This window comes from Lachnospiraceae bacterium, from assembly GCA_022794035.1.
Lineage (GTDB): Bacteria > Bacillota > Clostridia > Lachnospirales > Bianqueaceae > CALWPV01.
The window spans coordinates 1-16,330 of record JAAWDX010000006.1; the positions used below are offsets into that span (position 1 = coordinate 1).

A 16,330-nucleotide genomic window follows, 5' to 3' on the forward strand; every position below is an offset into this window, starting at 1 on the left:
GCTTCCCTTAACTTTTCCTTATTATCACTTAAATTCATCTTTTTTTATCCTGCACGCCCCTGCATGCGGGCAACCGCTGCAGCCGCATCCGCAGGAAGCAGTCCCCGACCTTTTATCTCTGCATAATTTTCTGATAATGAGAATGACGAGTACGATCAACAGAATCGAAATCATGACAGTTGCCAGCATATAGTAAATCCTCCTTGTTAGTTAAGCGGTCTCTACATATTTTCTCAGAGTCTGCCGTAAGGCTGCCGCACTGCTCGAGGCAACTCTCTCTACCGGGACTTTACAGCGCTGTGCTTCCTTGCAGGCGCTGAGCGCCATTTTATGGGATACTGTTTGCGTGAATAGAATCAACAGATCCGGCACTCCAAGTTTTTTCTTGAGCGGTCCATTTTCTTTTACAAACACCTTCGCCTTGCAACCATATTGTTTACAAATAGTTTCATAAAGATTGGCCATTCTTTCATTTCCGCCTACGATTACAACACTCATTAGCGCTCTCCTTTCTAGTTAGTATCAACTAACTACTTTATTTTACCACTATATCCCATCTTTGTCAACTGCTCACGAAAGCTATTTATTCAAAAGCAGCTTGCCGCTTTGGCATCTCTAAAATGGTAGCCGCCTCCTGCTGCGTAACCTTGCCGCTTTTAATCATACAGTCAAGCACTACCTTCATTCTCTGCTGGGCAAGCTCTTGATTTTCATCAGGCGAATATAGGGAAGGAGCATTGGGCAGCCCGGCCAGCATGATCGCTTCATATGCGGTAAGCTCTGAAGGCTGCTTGCCAAAATATCCTTGTGCTGCTTCATATATTCCATAATATCCACTGCCAAAATAAATCGTATTCACGTAAATTTCAAAAAGCTCCTTTTTGCTGTACTGCTTTTCTAATGCAAAAGCAGCAAAAACTTCCGCTACCTTACGCTCTATGCGCTTTTCCTGTGTAAACAATTGATTCTTGGCAATCTGCTGCGTAATTGTACTTCCCCCCTCTGCAAAAGACAGTGTTGTCAGGTCCGTCCAAATGGCTCTGCCAATTGCCAGTATATCAATTCCATGATGAGATTCAAATCGTTTATCCTCTGCCGCAATCACCGCTTCCACATATAAAGGCGGCAGTTCATCATAGTATGTAAAATTTTCATTTTCACGCAGACTCTCTCCCAGCTCAGCAATCGGTGCCTCCGCCACTGCCTGTCGGTACATTCGGTATCCTTTTATACCATACCAGCCTGCTATAAGAAAAAAGACGATCAAGAGCGCCGCCAGTCCGCCTAGCAATCCATTTCTGATACCATGTGCCTTATGTTTCATTTTTTGTTTCTCCTTTCTATGAGCTGATTTGCTATATACACCAAAAGCAGTAAAACACTAATGGGAATCAGCAATATACATAGCATAACGCGCCCCGCTATTTCAAATAAATGTGAAATATTTTTTTTGAAATTTGGATTTTTCATATTTTCTGCTCCTTTTACGCAAAATCATCTTGCATATTTTTCCAATTAGATATAAAATAAGCTAAATTATTTTCATCACTCAGGGGGTTATATAGTATGTTATTCAAGAAAAATCATTCAATGGAATTTATAGAGACAGATGAAAGCGGCCTAGTGGTTTTCAATCCAGCCTCCGGCGACAGCTGTATTCTGGATGATATCGGATATGCAATCCTCCATGCAATGGGCGATGGCGCCACATTAGATGCGATTACCGATAAGCTGTCCCAGGAATACATGGCCTCTCCCGGCGAAATCCGCCGCGATGTCGATGAATTTCTCGGCAAGCTTGTTGCTCAGGGGATCCTCGTGACATGCGAATAAAAAATGTTTACATCGAGATCACCAATCTCTGTAACCTAAATTGCATCACCTGCTACAACCGTTCTGGGCTCAACCAAACCCGCTGCGAGCTTCGCTTTGCCGACCTTGCCTATCTGATGGAGCGCTTATCTTCTGAATTTGGCTGTGAGAGCTTTGCTTTTGGCGGTGGAGAACCATTTTTGTACACCGAAATGAACGCTTTGCTCGCCTATATGCAGGCTCATACGCAGTTCCAGTTTCGCTTTGTCACTAACGGAACTATACATATGCCCGAATTCTTCTCTCTGGTCCACAGTGATCCCGCACGCTTTCAGGTACAGATCAGCCTAGACGGCTCTTGCGAGCGGATCAACGCTTTAACGCGGGGAGCCGGCGCATTTTCCCGCGCCGCCGCCTTTCTCGACCGCCTTGCCTCTCCCCGATTCCTTCCTCTGGTAAAGATGGTGCTCTCCCAGAAAAATCTGGACGATGCGGAAGCCTTCTTCCATATGGCCATCTCCCACGGCGGCATCCCCGAATATGCTTTTATCCACTGCAACGGGAATGCGGCCGACGAATGGGAAACCAAAGCACTGACTCCTCAGCAAAAAATCCATATTCTCAAGCTGCTGGACCGCCTCAATGCCCAATCTCCAATCAAAGCAGTCCTTCCCTACAGTACACGCCAGTGCCCATTAGTGGATCCTGACTATGATATGGCAGTTCTGATCAAAACCGACGGCTGCGTGCAGCCCTGTCAGCTTTTGTATGATCCGCGTTTCAGCATCGGCAATATCTTAACCGATTCAAAAGAAACGCTTACAGCCGGCATGAACCGCATCTCCAAGCTGGCTCAGGAACGCGCGGCAGCCGACTTTCAGTGCCACCGCTGTATGGTACGCCAAAAATGCGCCAAAGGCTGTATGGCGATTGCCGATTACGCCTGCGGCGACCCGCTCGGCAACGACGGTGACTGTCTTACACGCAAGCTGGAAATCGCAGACTTTGAGCTTGCCAAGCACCTAAGCAAACTCGAAATCTAATCCAGCAGGCATGCTCTTCAGCGAGCATGCCTGTTTTTTATTATTCTTTCGCACCGCTTACAATTCCATAATAGGCCTTTGAAGTGATATGATATACCACACCATAAAATAAGCCAAACACGACGAAGCTTCCTGCCGTTACTCCAATCAGAAGCACTTTATTCATCAGGCTAAAAAGCATCAGCAGCTTAAAAATAATCGGAAACGCAAACATCAGATGCACGCCTGCCGCTATCAACGGCAAAAAGAATACCGTAAGAACCTGAGAGTTGATACTTTTCCTAATCTCCTTTTTGGTCATGCCAACCTTCTGCATAATGCCAAACCGCGCCTGGTCCTCATATCCTTCTGAAATTTGCTTATAGTATATAATGAGTACTGCCGCACAGATAAACACCGTTCCCAGCAAGATCCCCAAGAAGAACAATCCTCCATAAAGCGCATAGAAGTCATCCTGCTCCTCGGCTCGGTTTTCCAAAGATATATGCATCTCAAACGCCCCGTTTTCCTCCAGCTTCTTCAGCAAAAGCTCCCCCAGCTCCATCTGCGCCTTTTGATCCTGCACATCAAACCCATAGTACCATTTTAATCTAACCATCTGATCGCCCGCAAAATCCGCCAGAGACAGCATCGGTGCAATCTGCTGCTCAAAATCAGGCACAAAAACATACATAGAAGGAATCACCTGTTCAACGCCGTAGGCTGCTTCCACAAACTCCGGCACTGTCTTCTTGACCTTCAGCGGCGCAGAGGCGCCAAAAGCGACCGTATCCTCCGTATAGTCCCTGCGGCTTGTGTACAGCAGTACCTCTCCCTGCTCCAGCGTCTCATTTTGATGCATCACCTCATTATAATCTTCTAACGGTACCACAAAAACCTGCCACACATTGGCATAGCTATCGGCTTCAAATTCATATAATCCGACATCATCCGTAAGGATCTTGCCATCTTCAATCCGCGCATCCATCAGTGCGCAGCGATAATCCAGAACATTCTCCATGCTCTGCTTTTTTTCTTCCACAGCCTCCTGTACCATATGACGCACATTTTCCAGTCTCTCTGCCCGCATCATTGTCATATCCGGTATCTGCGCCGAAAGGTTCATCCCCCGCAAATACTGTGCTTTCAGGCTGTCTTCTTTTCCAATATACAAACACATGCTGGAAGAAATCATGACCAACACCATGGTACACAAAATGCAAATAGACGCTAGTCCCGCTCCATTACGCTTCATGCGGTAGATCATGGAGGAAAGAGACACAAAATGATTGCTTTGATAATAATACCGTTTTCTTTTTTGCAAAAGCCTGCAGATTGCGACAGATCCGGAAATGAACAGCAGATACGTACCAAGGATTACCATGATGACTGCGATAAAAAACCATACCAGTGCGACCACCGGATCCTGAATGGAAACCGCGATATAGTAGGCCGTTCCCAAAATTACCGCCCCCAGGAATGCCAAGACCCAATTCGCCTTCGGCGGTTTTTCTCCCGCATGCTCGCTGCGCAAAAGCTCGATTGGCTTCGACAATTGAATTTGCCGCAGTACATTCAAAAAGATCAGAAAAAAGATTACAGCAAATACCCGAAGCGTAAAAAATATGCATGATACATCAATTTGCAGCGAAAAGGTGATCTCCCCCTGCGTCAAATTGATAATGCCAAGCTCTGCCAGCTTTGAAAAAAGAATTCCCATCACTATGCCAATTGTAAATGCCAATCCAGCCACGATCAGGTTTTCCCATAATAACACTTTAGCTAAATTCTTTTTACCCATCCCTAAAATATTATAGAGACCAAATTCCTTTTTTCTGCCGCGGGTTAAAAATGAATTCGTATAGAAAAGAAAAATAGCCGCAAAAATAATAAGCACGATACATCCCATATTCATAATGGATCCCAGCATGGCCTTCCCCGGCATCGTTTCCATTACCCGGTCACTGCTTAAAAAGGCAAAAATATAAAACATCATCACCATGCCAATGCAGGTTAAAATGTAGGGCACATATAAGCGCTTATTTTTCCGGATACCCGTCCATGCCAGTCTTCGGTACAGCCCTTTTTTCATTGGTTCCTCCCCCCTGTTGCCAGCATGGTCAATGTATCAGAGATTTTTTGATATAGCTCTTCATTTGTGCTGTTTCCCCGATAAATCTGATGAAATACTTCTCCGTCTTTAATAAACAGTACTCTGCTTGCATGACTTGCCGCCTTTACTGAATGCGTCACCATCAGGATCGTCTGTTCTTTTTGATTGATCTTTGCAAAAAGCCGCAAAAGCTCATCGGTGGCCCGGGAATCCAAAGCCCCTGTCGGTTCGTCGGCCAAGATCAGCCTCGGCCCTGTAATCAAGGCTCTTGCCACTGCCGCCCTTTGCTTTTGTCCACCCGATACTTCATATGGATATTTTTTTAATATATCCTGAATCCCCAGCTCAGCCGCAATCGGCTGCAGCCTCTGATTCATCTCTTCATATTTTTTCCCCGCGAGAACAAGGGGTAAAAATATGTTATCCTGCAAAGAAAAGGTATCCAGCAGGTTAAATTCCTGGAACACAAACCCCAAATGGTCCCGGCGAAATTCAGCAATCGCCGACTCTTTGATCTGCATCAGATTTTGTCCATCCAGCATCACCGTACCGCTGGTTGGTTTATCGAGCGCTGCCACAATGTTTAAAAGGGTACTCTTCCCCGAACCCGACTCCCCCATAATTGCCACATACTCTCCTTGCTCCACACTAAAAGAAACCTTTCTCAGCGCTTCCACCGTGCTTCCGCCAAACCGAGTTGTATAGATTTTTTTAACATGATTCACTTCTAAAATACTCAATTGCTTTGCCTCCTGTTACTTGATACACGTAGTATAGCAAAAAGAAGAAATGCAGCGCCATCGAATCGGCTTACATTTCCTCTTCCATTTCTAACATTCGCGTAAGAATTTCTATTCTTCATCACTCAATTTCTATCCTTCTCTGCTGCAAATGAATTCTGACAATCGTTCCACTGTCCAGAGAAGAATTGATCGAGATGGTATGTCCTAAATTTGTACAAATTCTTCTACACAAATACAACCCAATCCCACTGGCTTTTTTATCACTCCTACCGTTATATCCGGTATAGCCCTTTTCAAAAACACGCGGCAAATCCTCCGGTGCAATCCCAATTCCTGTATCGCAGATACATAACACCTGCGGCTCCTCCATCCGAATTGTAATACTCCCTCCTGCTTTAGTATACTTAATAGCATTGGAAAGCACCTGCTCTATAACAAACATCAGCCATTTCTCATCTGTAATTACACGTTGATGCAGCGGCTGATAACAGAGCTGAATTTTTTTACGGATAAACTGTGTTGCTAGCTTTTTAACTGTTTGCTTTACCATTTCATCCAGCTCATATTCTTCAATAACATAATCCGTTGATTGTGCATCTAAACGCAGGTAACAAAGCACCATCTCTACATACTGCTCTATACGAAACAAATCTTCCGAAAGTCCTTTTGCCACCGGAAAATCTTCATTTTGCAGAGTGAGCTTCATAGAGGCAATGGGCGTTTTAATCTGATGTGCCCAGACCGTATAATACTCAATCATATCCATATATCGCTCCGTCATCTGCTCTTCAATCTCCGCTTTACTTTTCTTTAGCAAACATACCAAATCCTGATAATCCTTCTCTTCTATCCCTGCCACTTCCGGTAGCTGTAAGGCTGTTTTTTCTACACTTTCCTGCAAACGCACCAGATACGCATGCTTTTTATACACCTTACCAAACTCAAGGCTTAAAAACAAAAGACCTGCTAATGCGCACAACACCACAGGATACATAACCGCTTCTATCGGTAAATGATAAAGAAAAAAGGTAACGGCAAAAATGACAGCAAACAGTCCGAAGCACAGCAGACCCGTTCGTTTTTGCCTCAAATATAGGCGCCATAACTTCATCCTATCCCCCCTATGCAATCAGATATCCCACACCAAACTGTGTTGTAATAAACCCTTCAAGACCTGCCGCTCCTAATTTTTTTCGCAGCCGGTTGATATTAACCGTCAGCGTATTATCATCGACAAAGCTATCGGTTTGCCACAGTCGTTCCATCAGCTCCTCGCGGCTAACGATCCTTCCCTTGTTTTCCATTAGCGCTAATAAAATCCGGTATTCATTTTTGGTCAGCATAATCTTATTTTCTTCATACCGCAGCGTATTATCTCCTGTATCTAAAATAGCGCCCCTATGCTCCAAAACAGGAGCTGCCCCTCCAAAATCATAGGTACGCCTCAAAACCGCCTGAATTTTAGCCATTAAAACACTTTGGTCAAAGGGCTTGGCAACAAAGTCGTCTCCTCCCATATTCATGGCCATTACAATATTCATGTTATCAGCCGCTGATGAAATAAATATAATCGGTACTTTGGATGTTTTTCGTATTTCCATACACCAATGATATCCATTATAAAACGGAAGTCCAATATCAAGCAAAATTAAATGCGGCTTATACGCCTCTACCTCGTCTAGGATATTGCGAAAATCCTGCGCGCACTGCGTCTGCAGATTCCACATTTCAGCCTGCTTTCTAATTGCCTCTGCAATGCCTGCATCATCCTCTACAATTAAAATTCTTGCATTTTCCATTTTTATTCCCCGATGCTCTACTTTTAAATACTAACTATATCTGCATTCATTATACTGCATCCTTTTTTTGATTTCTACTTTCTTTTTTCTTAATTTTAGTTTAACAAAAAGCCCCTTACACAGGTATGATTTCCCATGTAAGGAGCTCTTTATCTTATCGATTCACAATCCGTTTTTTAGCTGCTAAGAGCAGTGCAATACCCAGCACGGCCATCATCAGTCCTACCACAAACGGAAGTGCTGTTTGGTCACCTGTGGCCGGTCCCACGTGATCAATCTTGCCATCACCGTCAGCATCGATATTTTGATCCGGTTTGCCATCGCCATCCGTATCAATATTAAGATCTGGCTTACCATCGCCGTCCAGATCTACATTCACATTCGGATTACCCGGGCGAGTGGGATCAATTCCCTGATCTGGTTTACCATCCCCATCTTTATCAATGATATTCAGGTTAGGTTTACCATCCCCGGTCGTATCCACATTCACATCCGGTTTACCATCCCCGTCTGTATCGACATTCACATCCGGCAGCGGCGTCTGATCGCCCTTGTTGACAATTCCGATATCCGGCTTGCCGTCTCCATCCTTATCGACAATATTGATGTTGGGCTTCCCATCCCCGGTCGTATCCACATTTACATTCGGCTTGCCGTCTCCATCTTTATCAATAATGTTCACATCCGGCGTCTTGTCCTGATCCGGATCCTTCGGATCGATATTATCCGGTTTGCCGTCGCCATCCTTATCCACGATATTGACATCCGGCTTACCGTCGCCATCTGTATCCACGTTCACATCCGGCTTGCCGTCATCGTCCGTGTCCACGTTCGTATCCGGCTTGCCGTCCCCGTCTGTATCGATATTCACATCCGGCTTCAGATCTTTAAGATCCTCCGGTGTCAGGTCATCCAGATCATCTGGCTTACCATCTCCGTCCTTATCCACGATGTTCACATCCGGCGTTTTATCCTGATCCGGATCCTTCGGATCAATGTTGTCCGGCTTGCCGTCTCCATCCTTATCCACGATATTGACATCCGGCTTGCCGTCGCCGTCTATATCTACGTTCACATCCGGCTTGCCGTCATCGTCCGTGTCCACGTTCGTATCCGGCTTGCCGTCGCCATCTGTATCCACGTTCACATCCGGCTTCAGATCTTTAAGATCCTCCGGTGTCAGATCATCCAGATCATCGGGCTTACCGTCTCCATCCTTATCCACGATGTTCACATCCGGTGTCTTATCCTGATCCGGATCCTTCGGATCGATGTTATCCGGCTTGCCGTCTCCATCCTTATCCACGATATTGACATCCGGCTTGCCGTCGCCATCTGTATCCACGTTCACATCCGGCTTGCCGTCATCGTCCGTGTCCACATTCGTATCCGGCTTGCCGTCGCCATCTGTATCGATATTCACATCCGGCTTCAGATCTTTAAGATCCTCCGGTGTCAGATCGTCCAGATCATCTGGCTCGCCGTCGCCATCCTTATCCACGATATTGATATCCGGTGTCTTATCCTGATCCGGATCCTTCGGATCGATGTTGTCCGGTTTGCCGTCGCCATCTTTATCCACAATATTGACATCCGGTTTGCCGTCGCCGTCTGTATCTACGTTCACATCCGGCTTGCCGTCATCGTCCGTGTCCACGTTCGTATCCGGCTTACCCGTTCCATCCGTATCCAGATTCACATCTGGCTCGCCGTCATCATCGGTATCGATATTAATATCCGGATATCCGTCACCATCCGTATCCACATCAACTTCAGGCGTACCATTTTCTACCGCTTCAGCTACATCGACAACTTTATAGTCAATCGTAAGCACAGCCCCCGTCCGCACGACGTTGCCATCATATGCATCATCCTGTTTAACAGAAGCTACAATTTTATAATTGGTCGCCTCGCTGAGAGTAATTTCCGTTACCTCATTTCCTTCGGCATCAGTAATCACAATGTCATCGGCTTTCAACGATACCATTGCACCTGTATTATTAGTCAGCGGTTTATTGATATTGTTTGTGAACGCATACCGTTCATTCAGAATAACAGCTAGTTCATCTTTTCCAAGCTTCTCAGCTTCTTCTGCGCTGCCCTCTTCCGGTTTCACAGCTTTGCGTGTGATGGCATCCTTATAATAGGCCGTCAGGCGCTGATTACCATCTTCCTCATCTACGACATCATAGTCAGGCTCAAGCGTCTCTAAAACCGGCACAACCACATCCGGATCTAATTCCTTTGTTTCTTCCGGCGTAACGACAGAACCCGGTACTGTAGTAAACGGAAACTCAGCGGGCTCATTCATTTCTTCAGCCTGTCCATCCGAAAGCGTATAGTTGCCGCTTCCCAAATATTTAGCCGTTACCTTAAACTCTCCGTCATCGCCTTCTGGAACCAGATAATTGCTGGTATTATAATCCATAGTCAACGTAGCAGTCGAGTAATTGTACCCCGAAGCCTGCGCTTGACCTGTAACCATAGCGCGTGCTCTGGCTCTAGATCTTGCAGCAGCGGCTCCCGCATCCGTTTTTACCGGAGTTAAGGCAACCGGGCTCCCTACCTTTACGCCGTTAATATAAAACTGAACTGTTCCGCTAGGAGCCTCACAGGTAAGCGCCTCTCCGTCAGCCGGCAGCACATTTGCCGTAAGGGTCATTGTCGAGAAATCAGTTTTACTCGTTGCGGTATCTTCGGTAAGACCATTTTTATAGGTATACTGATAGTCCACATCCAGCACTCGCGTATCGGCACGCGTAATCACCGAGCTAATCGTTGTCTGGTGCCCCCAGAAGGTTTTGCTAAAATCTGCATCCGATGCATACTCTTTATAATTCAGCTGAATTGTATACGTTCCTGCCTGAGAGAATCCTTCCGCACTGCTTCCTTCTCCTGTTGGCTTTCCATCTGCATCCGTCAATCTGACAGCCGTTTCCTCTATCTGGTCTGCTTTATTAATGATTCCGCCTACTGGCTGCGGTACTGAAATCTCCTGCTTTGCAATTTCTTCATTCAAAAGCTCCCAGTCAAATGGAGTGCCATCATAGCGCTTATTCAGCATTTCCTTCAGCTCAGCACTGAACTTTGATTCGTCGACTTCAAATGTAACATATCGCTTTGTTACGTCACCGCTTGATCCGCCTACTTCCTCCAGCGTAAATGGATATGTCGTATCCACCTTTACTCCCTCTGCTGTCTGAAGGATTACTTTAGAAATAGAAACAGGCTTACCCTTTGATGACGCCGGAAGCCAAAAGTATAGCTTCTTTGTATTGTCCAGCTTAGTTGCAAGACCATATTCCGGAGTAACCGGCGTACCATCAATGGTTACGCCGTAACTATACAGAAAATCTCCCTGCTTTAAGGGTATATCATTTCCATCTTTATCCTTGTATGTATAACTAGATAAGTCAATCGTCACCATAATCAAAGGCGTGCCATCAGAGCTAACAACTGAAGCACCTTGAATACTGTACCCGCCGTTATAGGCTGCCGGGAAAAAGGAGCCGCCTGTAACAATAACTTTTCCTCCTGCAGCGCCGATATCCCACTGCGTTCCATTGTTATTAGATTTCGGCAGCAGAGTACCGCCTGTAATCTTAATCTCATGGGGCGTGCTGCCTGCACCATGCCCGATATTGCTAGCACTATTACAAGCACCGCCAAATGCATTTCCATGGTCTTTTCCTGTTGCCGTGATATAACCGCCATTAATTGTAATATCGCCAGGAACCATTCCGGCATGTCCAACTCCTGCGGTTTTGGCATTCCAGCCTGCGCCGATAGCCGCTCCATGATAACTTGCTGTAGCATCAATGATGCCGCCATTAATTGTAATACCGCCGCCATCCAAAGAACAGCCCGCACCGCCGGTATTGCCGCCACCGATGCCAGCACCGGCACTGCTGCTGCCGCCGTTGGTATATGCATTGACAGTAATCTGACCGCCATTGATTGTAATTTGGCCGCTGTTTTCGCCATGATTACCACCAATACATGCTCCATTGGTCCCCGAATACACGGTAAGAGAACCCGGATGTGCACTGTCTAATTTCCACGCCGGTTCCCCTGCTTTAATCACAGTGTCTCCCATCGTACAGTCCTCAACCAGACGTCCTCCTTCAATTGCAACAGGATTACAAAGGCTGTCATCAATTGTAAGCGCAGAACCATATGCAACATGGATACCCGCATTATTAGCACCTGTTGACGGATTCAAAATATTACTGCTTCCATCTGCCAGTGTTAAATGCAGCGTAGTCGGCGCCGCTGCCGTGTTCGGCAAAATATTTACCGGCGGCATCGCCGCTGTTGTGATAGTAACACCTGCAAAAGTAATCTCGGCATGCTTGCCAGCCACAACGGCAATCCCATGCGTTGTGGTCGTTCCCTGCACGGTAAGCGCTCTGCTTGTCTGAACATAAATCACATTAGAAACCGTATAGATTTCATATTCAGCGCCTGCTGCCGCGCCATAGGCCAGCGCTTGTCCATCATCAGCCGTAATCGTCAGACCGCCCACGGAAATGCTGGCAGATGCATCCAGCATCATAGCTCCGCCCAGCACAAGATCTGCTTGCAGAGCAGCTGTTTCTTCTGCAAGCTCATAGCCTTCCGGCAAGCTTGCCAGTAAAGAATGGGAACCTTCTGAAAGGCCCTCTTCCGGAAACTCATCCAGCACCCAACTGATCGCCAGCGTCTCTTCCGTTCCATTCTCTAATACAGCCTGGATCTCTGCCGGCAAAAACATAGCCAGATCCTCTTTCGTAAGAACCTGCTCTTCGTTGACGCCAAGAAGTGCCAATTCCCAACGCGCATTTTCTTCATTATATACCAGATATTCTTCCTCATCTATCCAGTTCCATGAAGTAATCTTCAAATTCTGCCCGACGGATTCCTCTTCTGTCAAAGAAGTCTCATTTTCTGAATCCTCCGTCTCAAAACGCTCTGTTTCAGAGCTTTCCTCGTTCAGATCCGTTATTTCCGAACTTTCTGCTTCATCTTCAGCATCTTGATACTCTTCTGTGTGTAAGATGCTGTCTTCGCTAAGACCCGCTTCTTCTGCTGCTGACACAAATGTAGTGCTGCCTATTGCAGAAAGCAGCATACAAATGACCAATACTACAGAAAGCAGTTGTCTTCTAGCCATTCCTTTCATACTCACACTCCTCCGTTATGTTAATTTCAATCGGTGATTCACAATTGAAATACAAAAAGAGTTTGCCAAAGCAAACTTATGAATTTGTAAAAAATTTTATCACACTAAAATGCGAGTGTCAATATAAATATTATTCTTTAAGGGCACGATAAATAAAAAGCAGCCTAAAAGGAAATTCCTTTTAAGCTGCTTTTAAGAAAGCTAGTTCAAACTGCTATTATGCCTGCGGGCCAGCAGAAACCAGAGCCTTGCCTGCCTCATTGCCCTCATATTTAGCAAAGTTCTTGACAAATCTCTGTGCCAGATCCTGCGCTTTTTCTTCCCACTCTGCTACATTAGCATAGGTATCGCGAGGATCCAAAATGGCCGGATCTACACCTGGCAGTTCGGTCGGCACTTCAAAATTGAAATGCGGAATTGTCTTGGTCGGTGCATTCAGAATATCTCCGCTCAAAATCGCATCGATGATACCGCGTGTATCGCGGATAGAAATACGCTTTCCTGTACCATTCCAGCCTGTGTTTACCAAGTAAGCCTTTGCTCCGCTCTGCTCCATTTTCTTAACCAGCTCTTCTGCATACTTAGTCGGATGCAGCTCCAGGAACGCCTGACCAAAGCAAGCAGAGAAGGTGGGCGTAGGCTCTGTAATACCGCGCTCGGTGCCAGCCAGCTTTGCCGTAAAGCCAGACAGGAAATAATACTGTGTCTGCTCAGGAGTCAGAATAGAAACAGGAGGCAGTACGCCAAATGCATCTGCAGAAAGGAAAATTACATTTTTAGCAGCCGGAGCAGAAGAAACAGGGCGCACAATCTTTTCAATATGATTGATCGGATAGGATACACGCGTATTCTCCGTGACGCTCTTATCGTCAAAATCAATTTTGCCCTCTGCATCCAAGGTTACATTTTCTAATAATGCATCCCGTTTGATTGCATTGTAAATATCAGGCTCAGACTCCTTGTCAAGGTTAATTACCTTTGCATAGCAGCCGCCCTCAAAGTTAAACACGCCGTTGTCATCCCAGCCATGCTCATCATCACCGATCAAAAGACGCTTAGGATCGGTAGACAGCGTTGTTTTACCTGTGCCGGAAAGGCCAAAGAAAATCGCGGTATTCTCACCATTCATATCCGTGTTCGCTGAGCAGTGCATCGACGCGATTCCTTTAAGCGGCAGGTAATAGTTCATCATAGAGAACATACCCTTCTTCATCTCACCGCCATACCAAGTATTCACAATAACCTGCTCGCGGCTGGTAATGTTAAACATAACAGCCGTTTCTGAATTCAGCCCCAGCTCTTTGTAGTTCTCAACTTTAGCTTTAGAAGCGTTGTATACCACAAAATCAGGCTCAAAGCTTGCCAGCTCCTCTTCCGTAGGCTGAATAAACATATTTTTAACGAAATGGGCCTGCCATGCCACTTCCATAATAAAACGAATCGCCATGCGAGTGTCTTCATTAGCACCACAGAATGCATCAACAACAAACAGCTTCTTATTAGAAAGCTCTTTCAGTGCAATCTCTTTTACAACATTCCATGTCTCTTCACTAGCCGGATGGTTATCGTTCTTATATTCATCAGAAGTCCACCACACGGTATCCTTGGAATTTTCATCCATGACAATAAATTTATCCTGCGGAGAACGTCCGGTATAAATACCAGTCATTACATTCACGGCACCAAGCTCGCTGACCTGTCCTTTTTCAAACCCTTCCAGATCTGTTTTGGTCTCTTCTTCAAATAACAACTCATAAGAAGGATTATGAACAATTTCCGGGGTCCCTGTGATGCCATACTTACTTAAATTGATTTCTGCCATTTTACATTTAACCTCTTTCTTAATAGAATATCGTGAATAGGTAACACACGCAACTCTGCCTTCACAAAGCATTGGCGGGAGAAAATATGCCAATCTCCTCTAGCGTATATTATACAAGATAAAATCATAAAATCAAGAAAATCTTTTAAATTTTCAATTTTGTCCATTTAAAATGCAAGTTAATCTAGCTTCACCTGCATTTTCATTGCTGCTGGTGCCTGTACATCCTCGACGGGGTCTCCTCCCCATCGCCTTGTACCATGCACAAAAACTCCCATCCATATCTCTCGTAAAACCCAGTATGATCTGTGAGCAAATATAAGGTATCCACCTGTTTTTCCTTCATGTCCGCGCAGACCAGATTCAGCATTTGCCCTGCGATCCCCTGCCGGCGGTATGCCTCCTCCACATATACAGCGCATACATTAGGCGCCAGATCCTTGCGATCATGAAAGTCATTTTCAATTACGCCCAGACCCGCAATAATCTTGCCATATTCAATCACAACATACCATTGCGGCACTGCCGCTCGCCCCTCCAAGCACTCCTGCATGCTCTCCTGATAAGCGCTTTCCGGGATATGCCATTTAGCATGAAACCACTGCGCAGCCTCCTGCAGCAGCTCAGCATGATCCCTGAGCTTAAGCCAGAATCTGGTCTTTTCCCGCCTGATCCCATGATAGGATCCCTCCTCGCAGTAACCGCGCGCCTCGTAGCCATGCGCCTCATAGTATGCATTAAGCGCTTTATTATTGACCCCGCAGTCCAGCCGCACAGCGGCAAGCCCCTGCTGATAGGCTGCTTTTTCTATGTGCTCCAGCAAGGCCGCCCCCACGCCATGACAGGCGGGGTCTGACACAAGGTGATGCACATAAAGCGCCTCTCCTCCTTCCGGCCACCGCTCATCCTGCTTAAAAACAGCGGCAGCGCCTACAATCTTTTCTTCTGCCACTGCTACAATAAAAGATGCGCTATGCTGCAAAAAATATGTTTTAGGATATATCGCAAGATACTCTGCCGTATTCCATTGCTGCAATCCTTTTTGATCCATCCATTTCATGCGTTTTTTAATTAAATCGATGATGGCATCCACATCCTGCCTGCAGGCTTCTCGCATATAAATCATTTACCGATTCCCTCCTTCAAGCCAGTACTCTACTAAGCTGATAAAAGCAGCGCTCACTCTTCTTCTTGAGCCGCCCATGCCTTCTCTTTTTTATATTTGCGAATAAACAGAAACACTGCCAGTGCAATAACCAGAAGACCTACCCCCGCCATGGCGTAAACCGTTGTTACGTCTGCCGGGCCTTCCAATACCAGAAGCTTTCCTTCTGTCGCCTGTATGATCGTTTCTATATCCTGGTCGCTGTACTCCCACTGCTTAAGCTGCTCTCTGAATGCTGCTTCTAACCCTGCTAAACTTTCCTCCATTTCAACAGCAACGCCATTAAAATGCAAAACTGTCTGCGGACTCGCGCCTCCTTCCAGATAGGCATAGGTCTCATTCGTGATCTGATCCATGATCTGTTTATCTGCCTTGCGGACATATACAGCCGCCAGTCCAGAGTTTCCTACCGGAATGATATAATAATACCCGGAGGTCTTAGCGGCTGTGCGATAGTCCTCATACTGGGTATAGGTTGATTGCGTTGCAAACTGTCCCAAGCTATAGTATATATCTCCCTGTACATGATCCCCCTCTGCAAGTCCCTCTCCCAGCACTTCATCATAATTATGAGCCGGCTTTAAAAGCTGAATCATATGCCCCTTCTGGATTGTCATTCCCAAAAAGATCCCTCCAAACAGCAGTAGCATCAAGTTTGCAATGGAAAATCCTTTTAATAATGTTTTCATTTTA

General features: G+C 45.9%; 14 protein-coding genes. 2 read left to right on the plus strand and 12 right to left on the minus strand.

Annotated features, from left to right (window positions below; all coding sequences use genetic code 11):
* Positions 1-24: 24 nt before the first annotated feature.
* The 3 genes from HFE64_05705 to HFE64_05715 all read right to left on the minus strand — a co-directional run bounded on the left by HFE64_05705 (position 25) and on the right by HFE64_05715 (position 1,324).
* Entirely contained in the window at positions 25-189 is a 165-nt protein-coding gene (locus HFE64_05705) for a FeoB-associated Cys-rich membrane protein (GenBank protein ID MCI8632959.1), read from the minus strand.
* A 21-nt stretch (positions 190-210) separates the two neighbouring features.
* Positions 211-498: a DUF2325 domain-containing protein gene (locus HFE64_05710; GenBank protein MCI8632960.1), complete on the minus strand. Its 288-nt coding sequence runs from the start codon at positions 496-498 to the stop codon at positions 211-213.
* An 85-nt stretch (positions 499-583) separates the two neighbouring features.
* Complete coding sequence (locus tag HFE64_05715; GenBank protein ID MCI8632961.1) at positions 584-1,324, minus strand: transglycosylase domain-containing protein; 741 nt, start codon at positions 1,322-1,324, stop codon at positions 584-586.
* Between the two features lie 242 nt (positions 1,325-1,566).
* Here HFE64_05715 and HFE64_05720 point away from each other — a divergent pair, with 242 nt between their 5' ends.
* Together HFE64_05720 and HFE64_05725 are read left to right on the plus strand one after the other, a co-directional pair.
* Positions 1,567-1,833: an HPr-rel-A system PqqD family peptide chaperone gene (locus HFE64_05720; GenBank protein ID MCI8632962.1), complete on the plus strand. Its 267-nt coding sequence runs from the start codon at positions 1,567-1,569 to the stop codon at positions 1,831-1,833.
* Positions 1,824-2,855, plus strand: a complete 1,032-nt coding sequence (locus HFE64_05725) for a radical SAM protein (protein ID MCI8632963.1) — start codon at positions 1,824-1,826, stop codon at positions 2,853-2,855. The genes HFE64_05720 and HFE64_05725 overlap by 10 nt, the downstream gene beginning before the upstream one ends.
* A gap of 40 nt (positions 2,856-2,895) precedes the next feature.
* Here HFE64_05725 and HFE64_05730 read toward each other — a convergent pair whose 3' ends face one another.
* From HFE64_05730 to HFE64_05770, 9 genes are all read right to left on the minus strand, one after another.
* On the minus strand, positions 2,896-4,926 hold the full coding sequence (locus tag HFE64_05730) for an FtsX-like permease family protein (protein MCI8632964.1): 2,031 nt from the start codon (positions 4,924-4,926) through the stop codon (positions 2,896-2,898).
* Positions 4,923-5,687, minus strand: a complete 765-nt coding sequence (locus HFE64_05735; protein MCI8632965.1) for an ABC transporter ATP-binding protein — start codon at positions 5,685-5,687, stop codon at positions 4,923-4,925. The genes HFE64_05730 and HFE64_05735 overlap by 4 nt, the downstream gene beginning before the upstream one ends.
* 121 nt (positions 5,688-5,808) lie before the next feature.
* A complete protein-coding gene (locus HFE64_05740; protein MCI8632966.1) occupies positions 5,809-6,801 on the minus strand; it encodes a HAMP domain-containing histidine kinase in 993 nt (330 codons plus the stop codon).
* Positions 6,802-6,811: 10 nt separating this feature from the next.
* A complete protein-coding gene (locus HFE64_05745) occupies positions 6,812-7,489 on the minus strand; it encodes a response regulator transcription factor (protein MCI8632967.1) in 678 nt (225 codons plus the stop codon).
* A gap of 154 nt (positions 7,490-7,643) precedes the next feature.
* A complete protein-coding gene (locus HFE64_05750; protein MCI8632968.1) occupies positions 7,644-12,650 on the minus strand; it encodes a hypothetical protein in 5,007 nt (1,668 codons plus the stop codon).
* 217 nt (positions 12,651-12,867) lie between these two features.
* The gene (gene pckA / locus HFE64_05755) at positions 12,868-14,472 is read right to left on the minus strand and encodes a phosphoenolpyruvate carboxykinase (ATP) (protein ID MCI8632969.1); all 1,605 of its coding nucleotides are present in this window, start codon (positions 14,470-14,472) and stop codon (positions 12,868-12,870) included.
* A complete protein-coding gene (locus tag HFE64_05760; GenBank protein MCI8632970.1) occupies positions 14,454-14,639 on the minus strand; it encodes a hypothetical protein in 186 nt (61 codons plus the stop codon). The genes pckA and HFE64_05760 overlap by 19 nt, the downstream gene beginning before the upstream one ends.
* Positions 14,640-14,674: 35 nt before the next feature.
* Positions 14,675-15,598, minus strand: a complete 924-nt coding sequence (locus tag HFE64_05765) for a GNAT family N-acetyltransferase (GenBank protein MCI8632971.1) — start codon at positions 15,596-15,598, stop codon at positions 14,675-14,677.
* Positions 15,599-15,651: 53 nt separating this feature from the next.
* Positions 15,652-16,326, minus strand: coding sequence for a hypothetical protein (locus HFE64_05770; protein ID MCI8632972.1), 675 nt, complete (start codon positions 16,324-16,326; stop codon positions 15,652-15,654).
* Positions 16,327-16,330 lie beyond the last annotated feature (4 nt).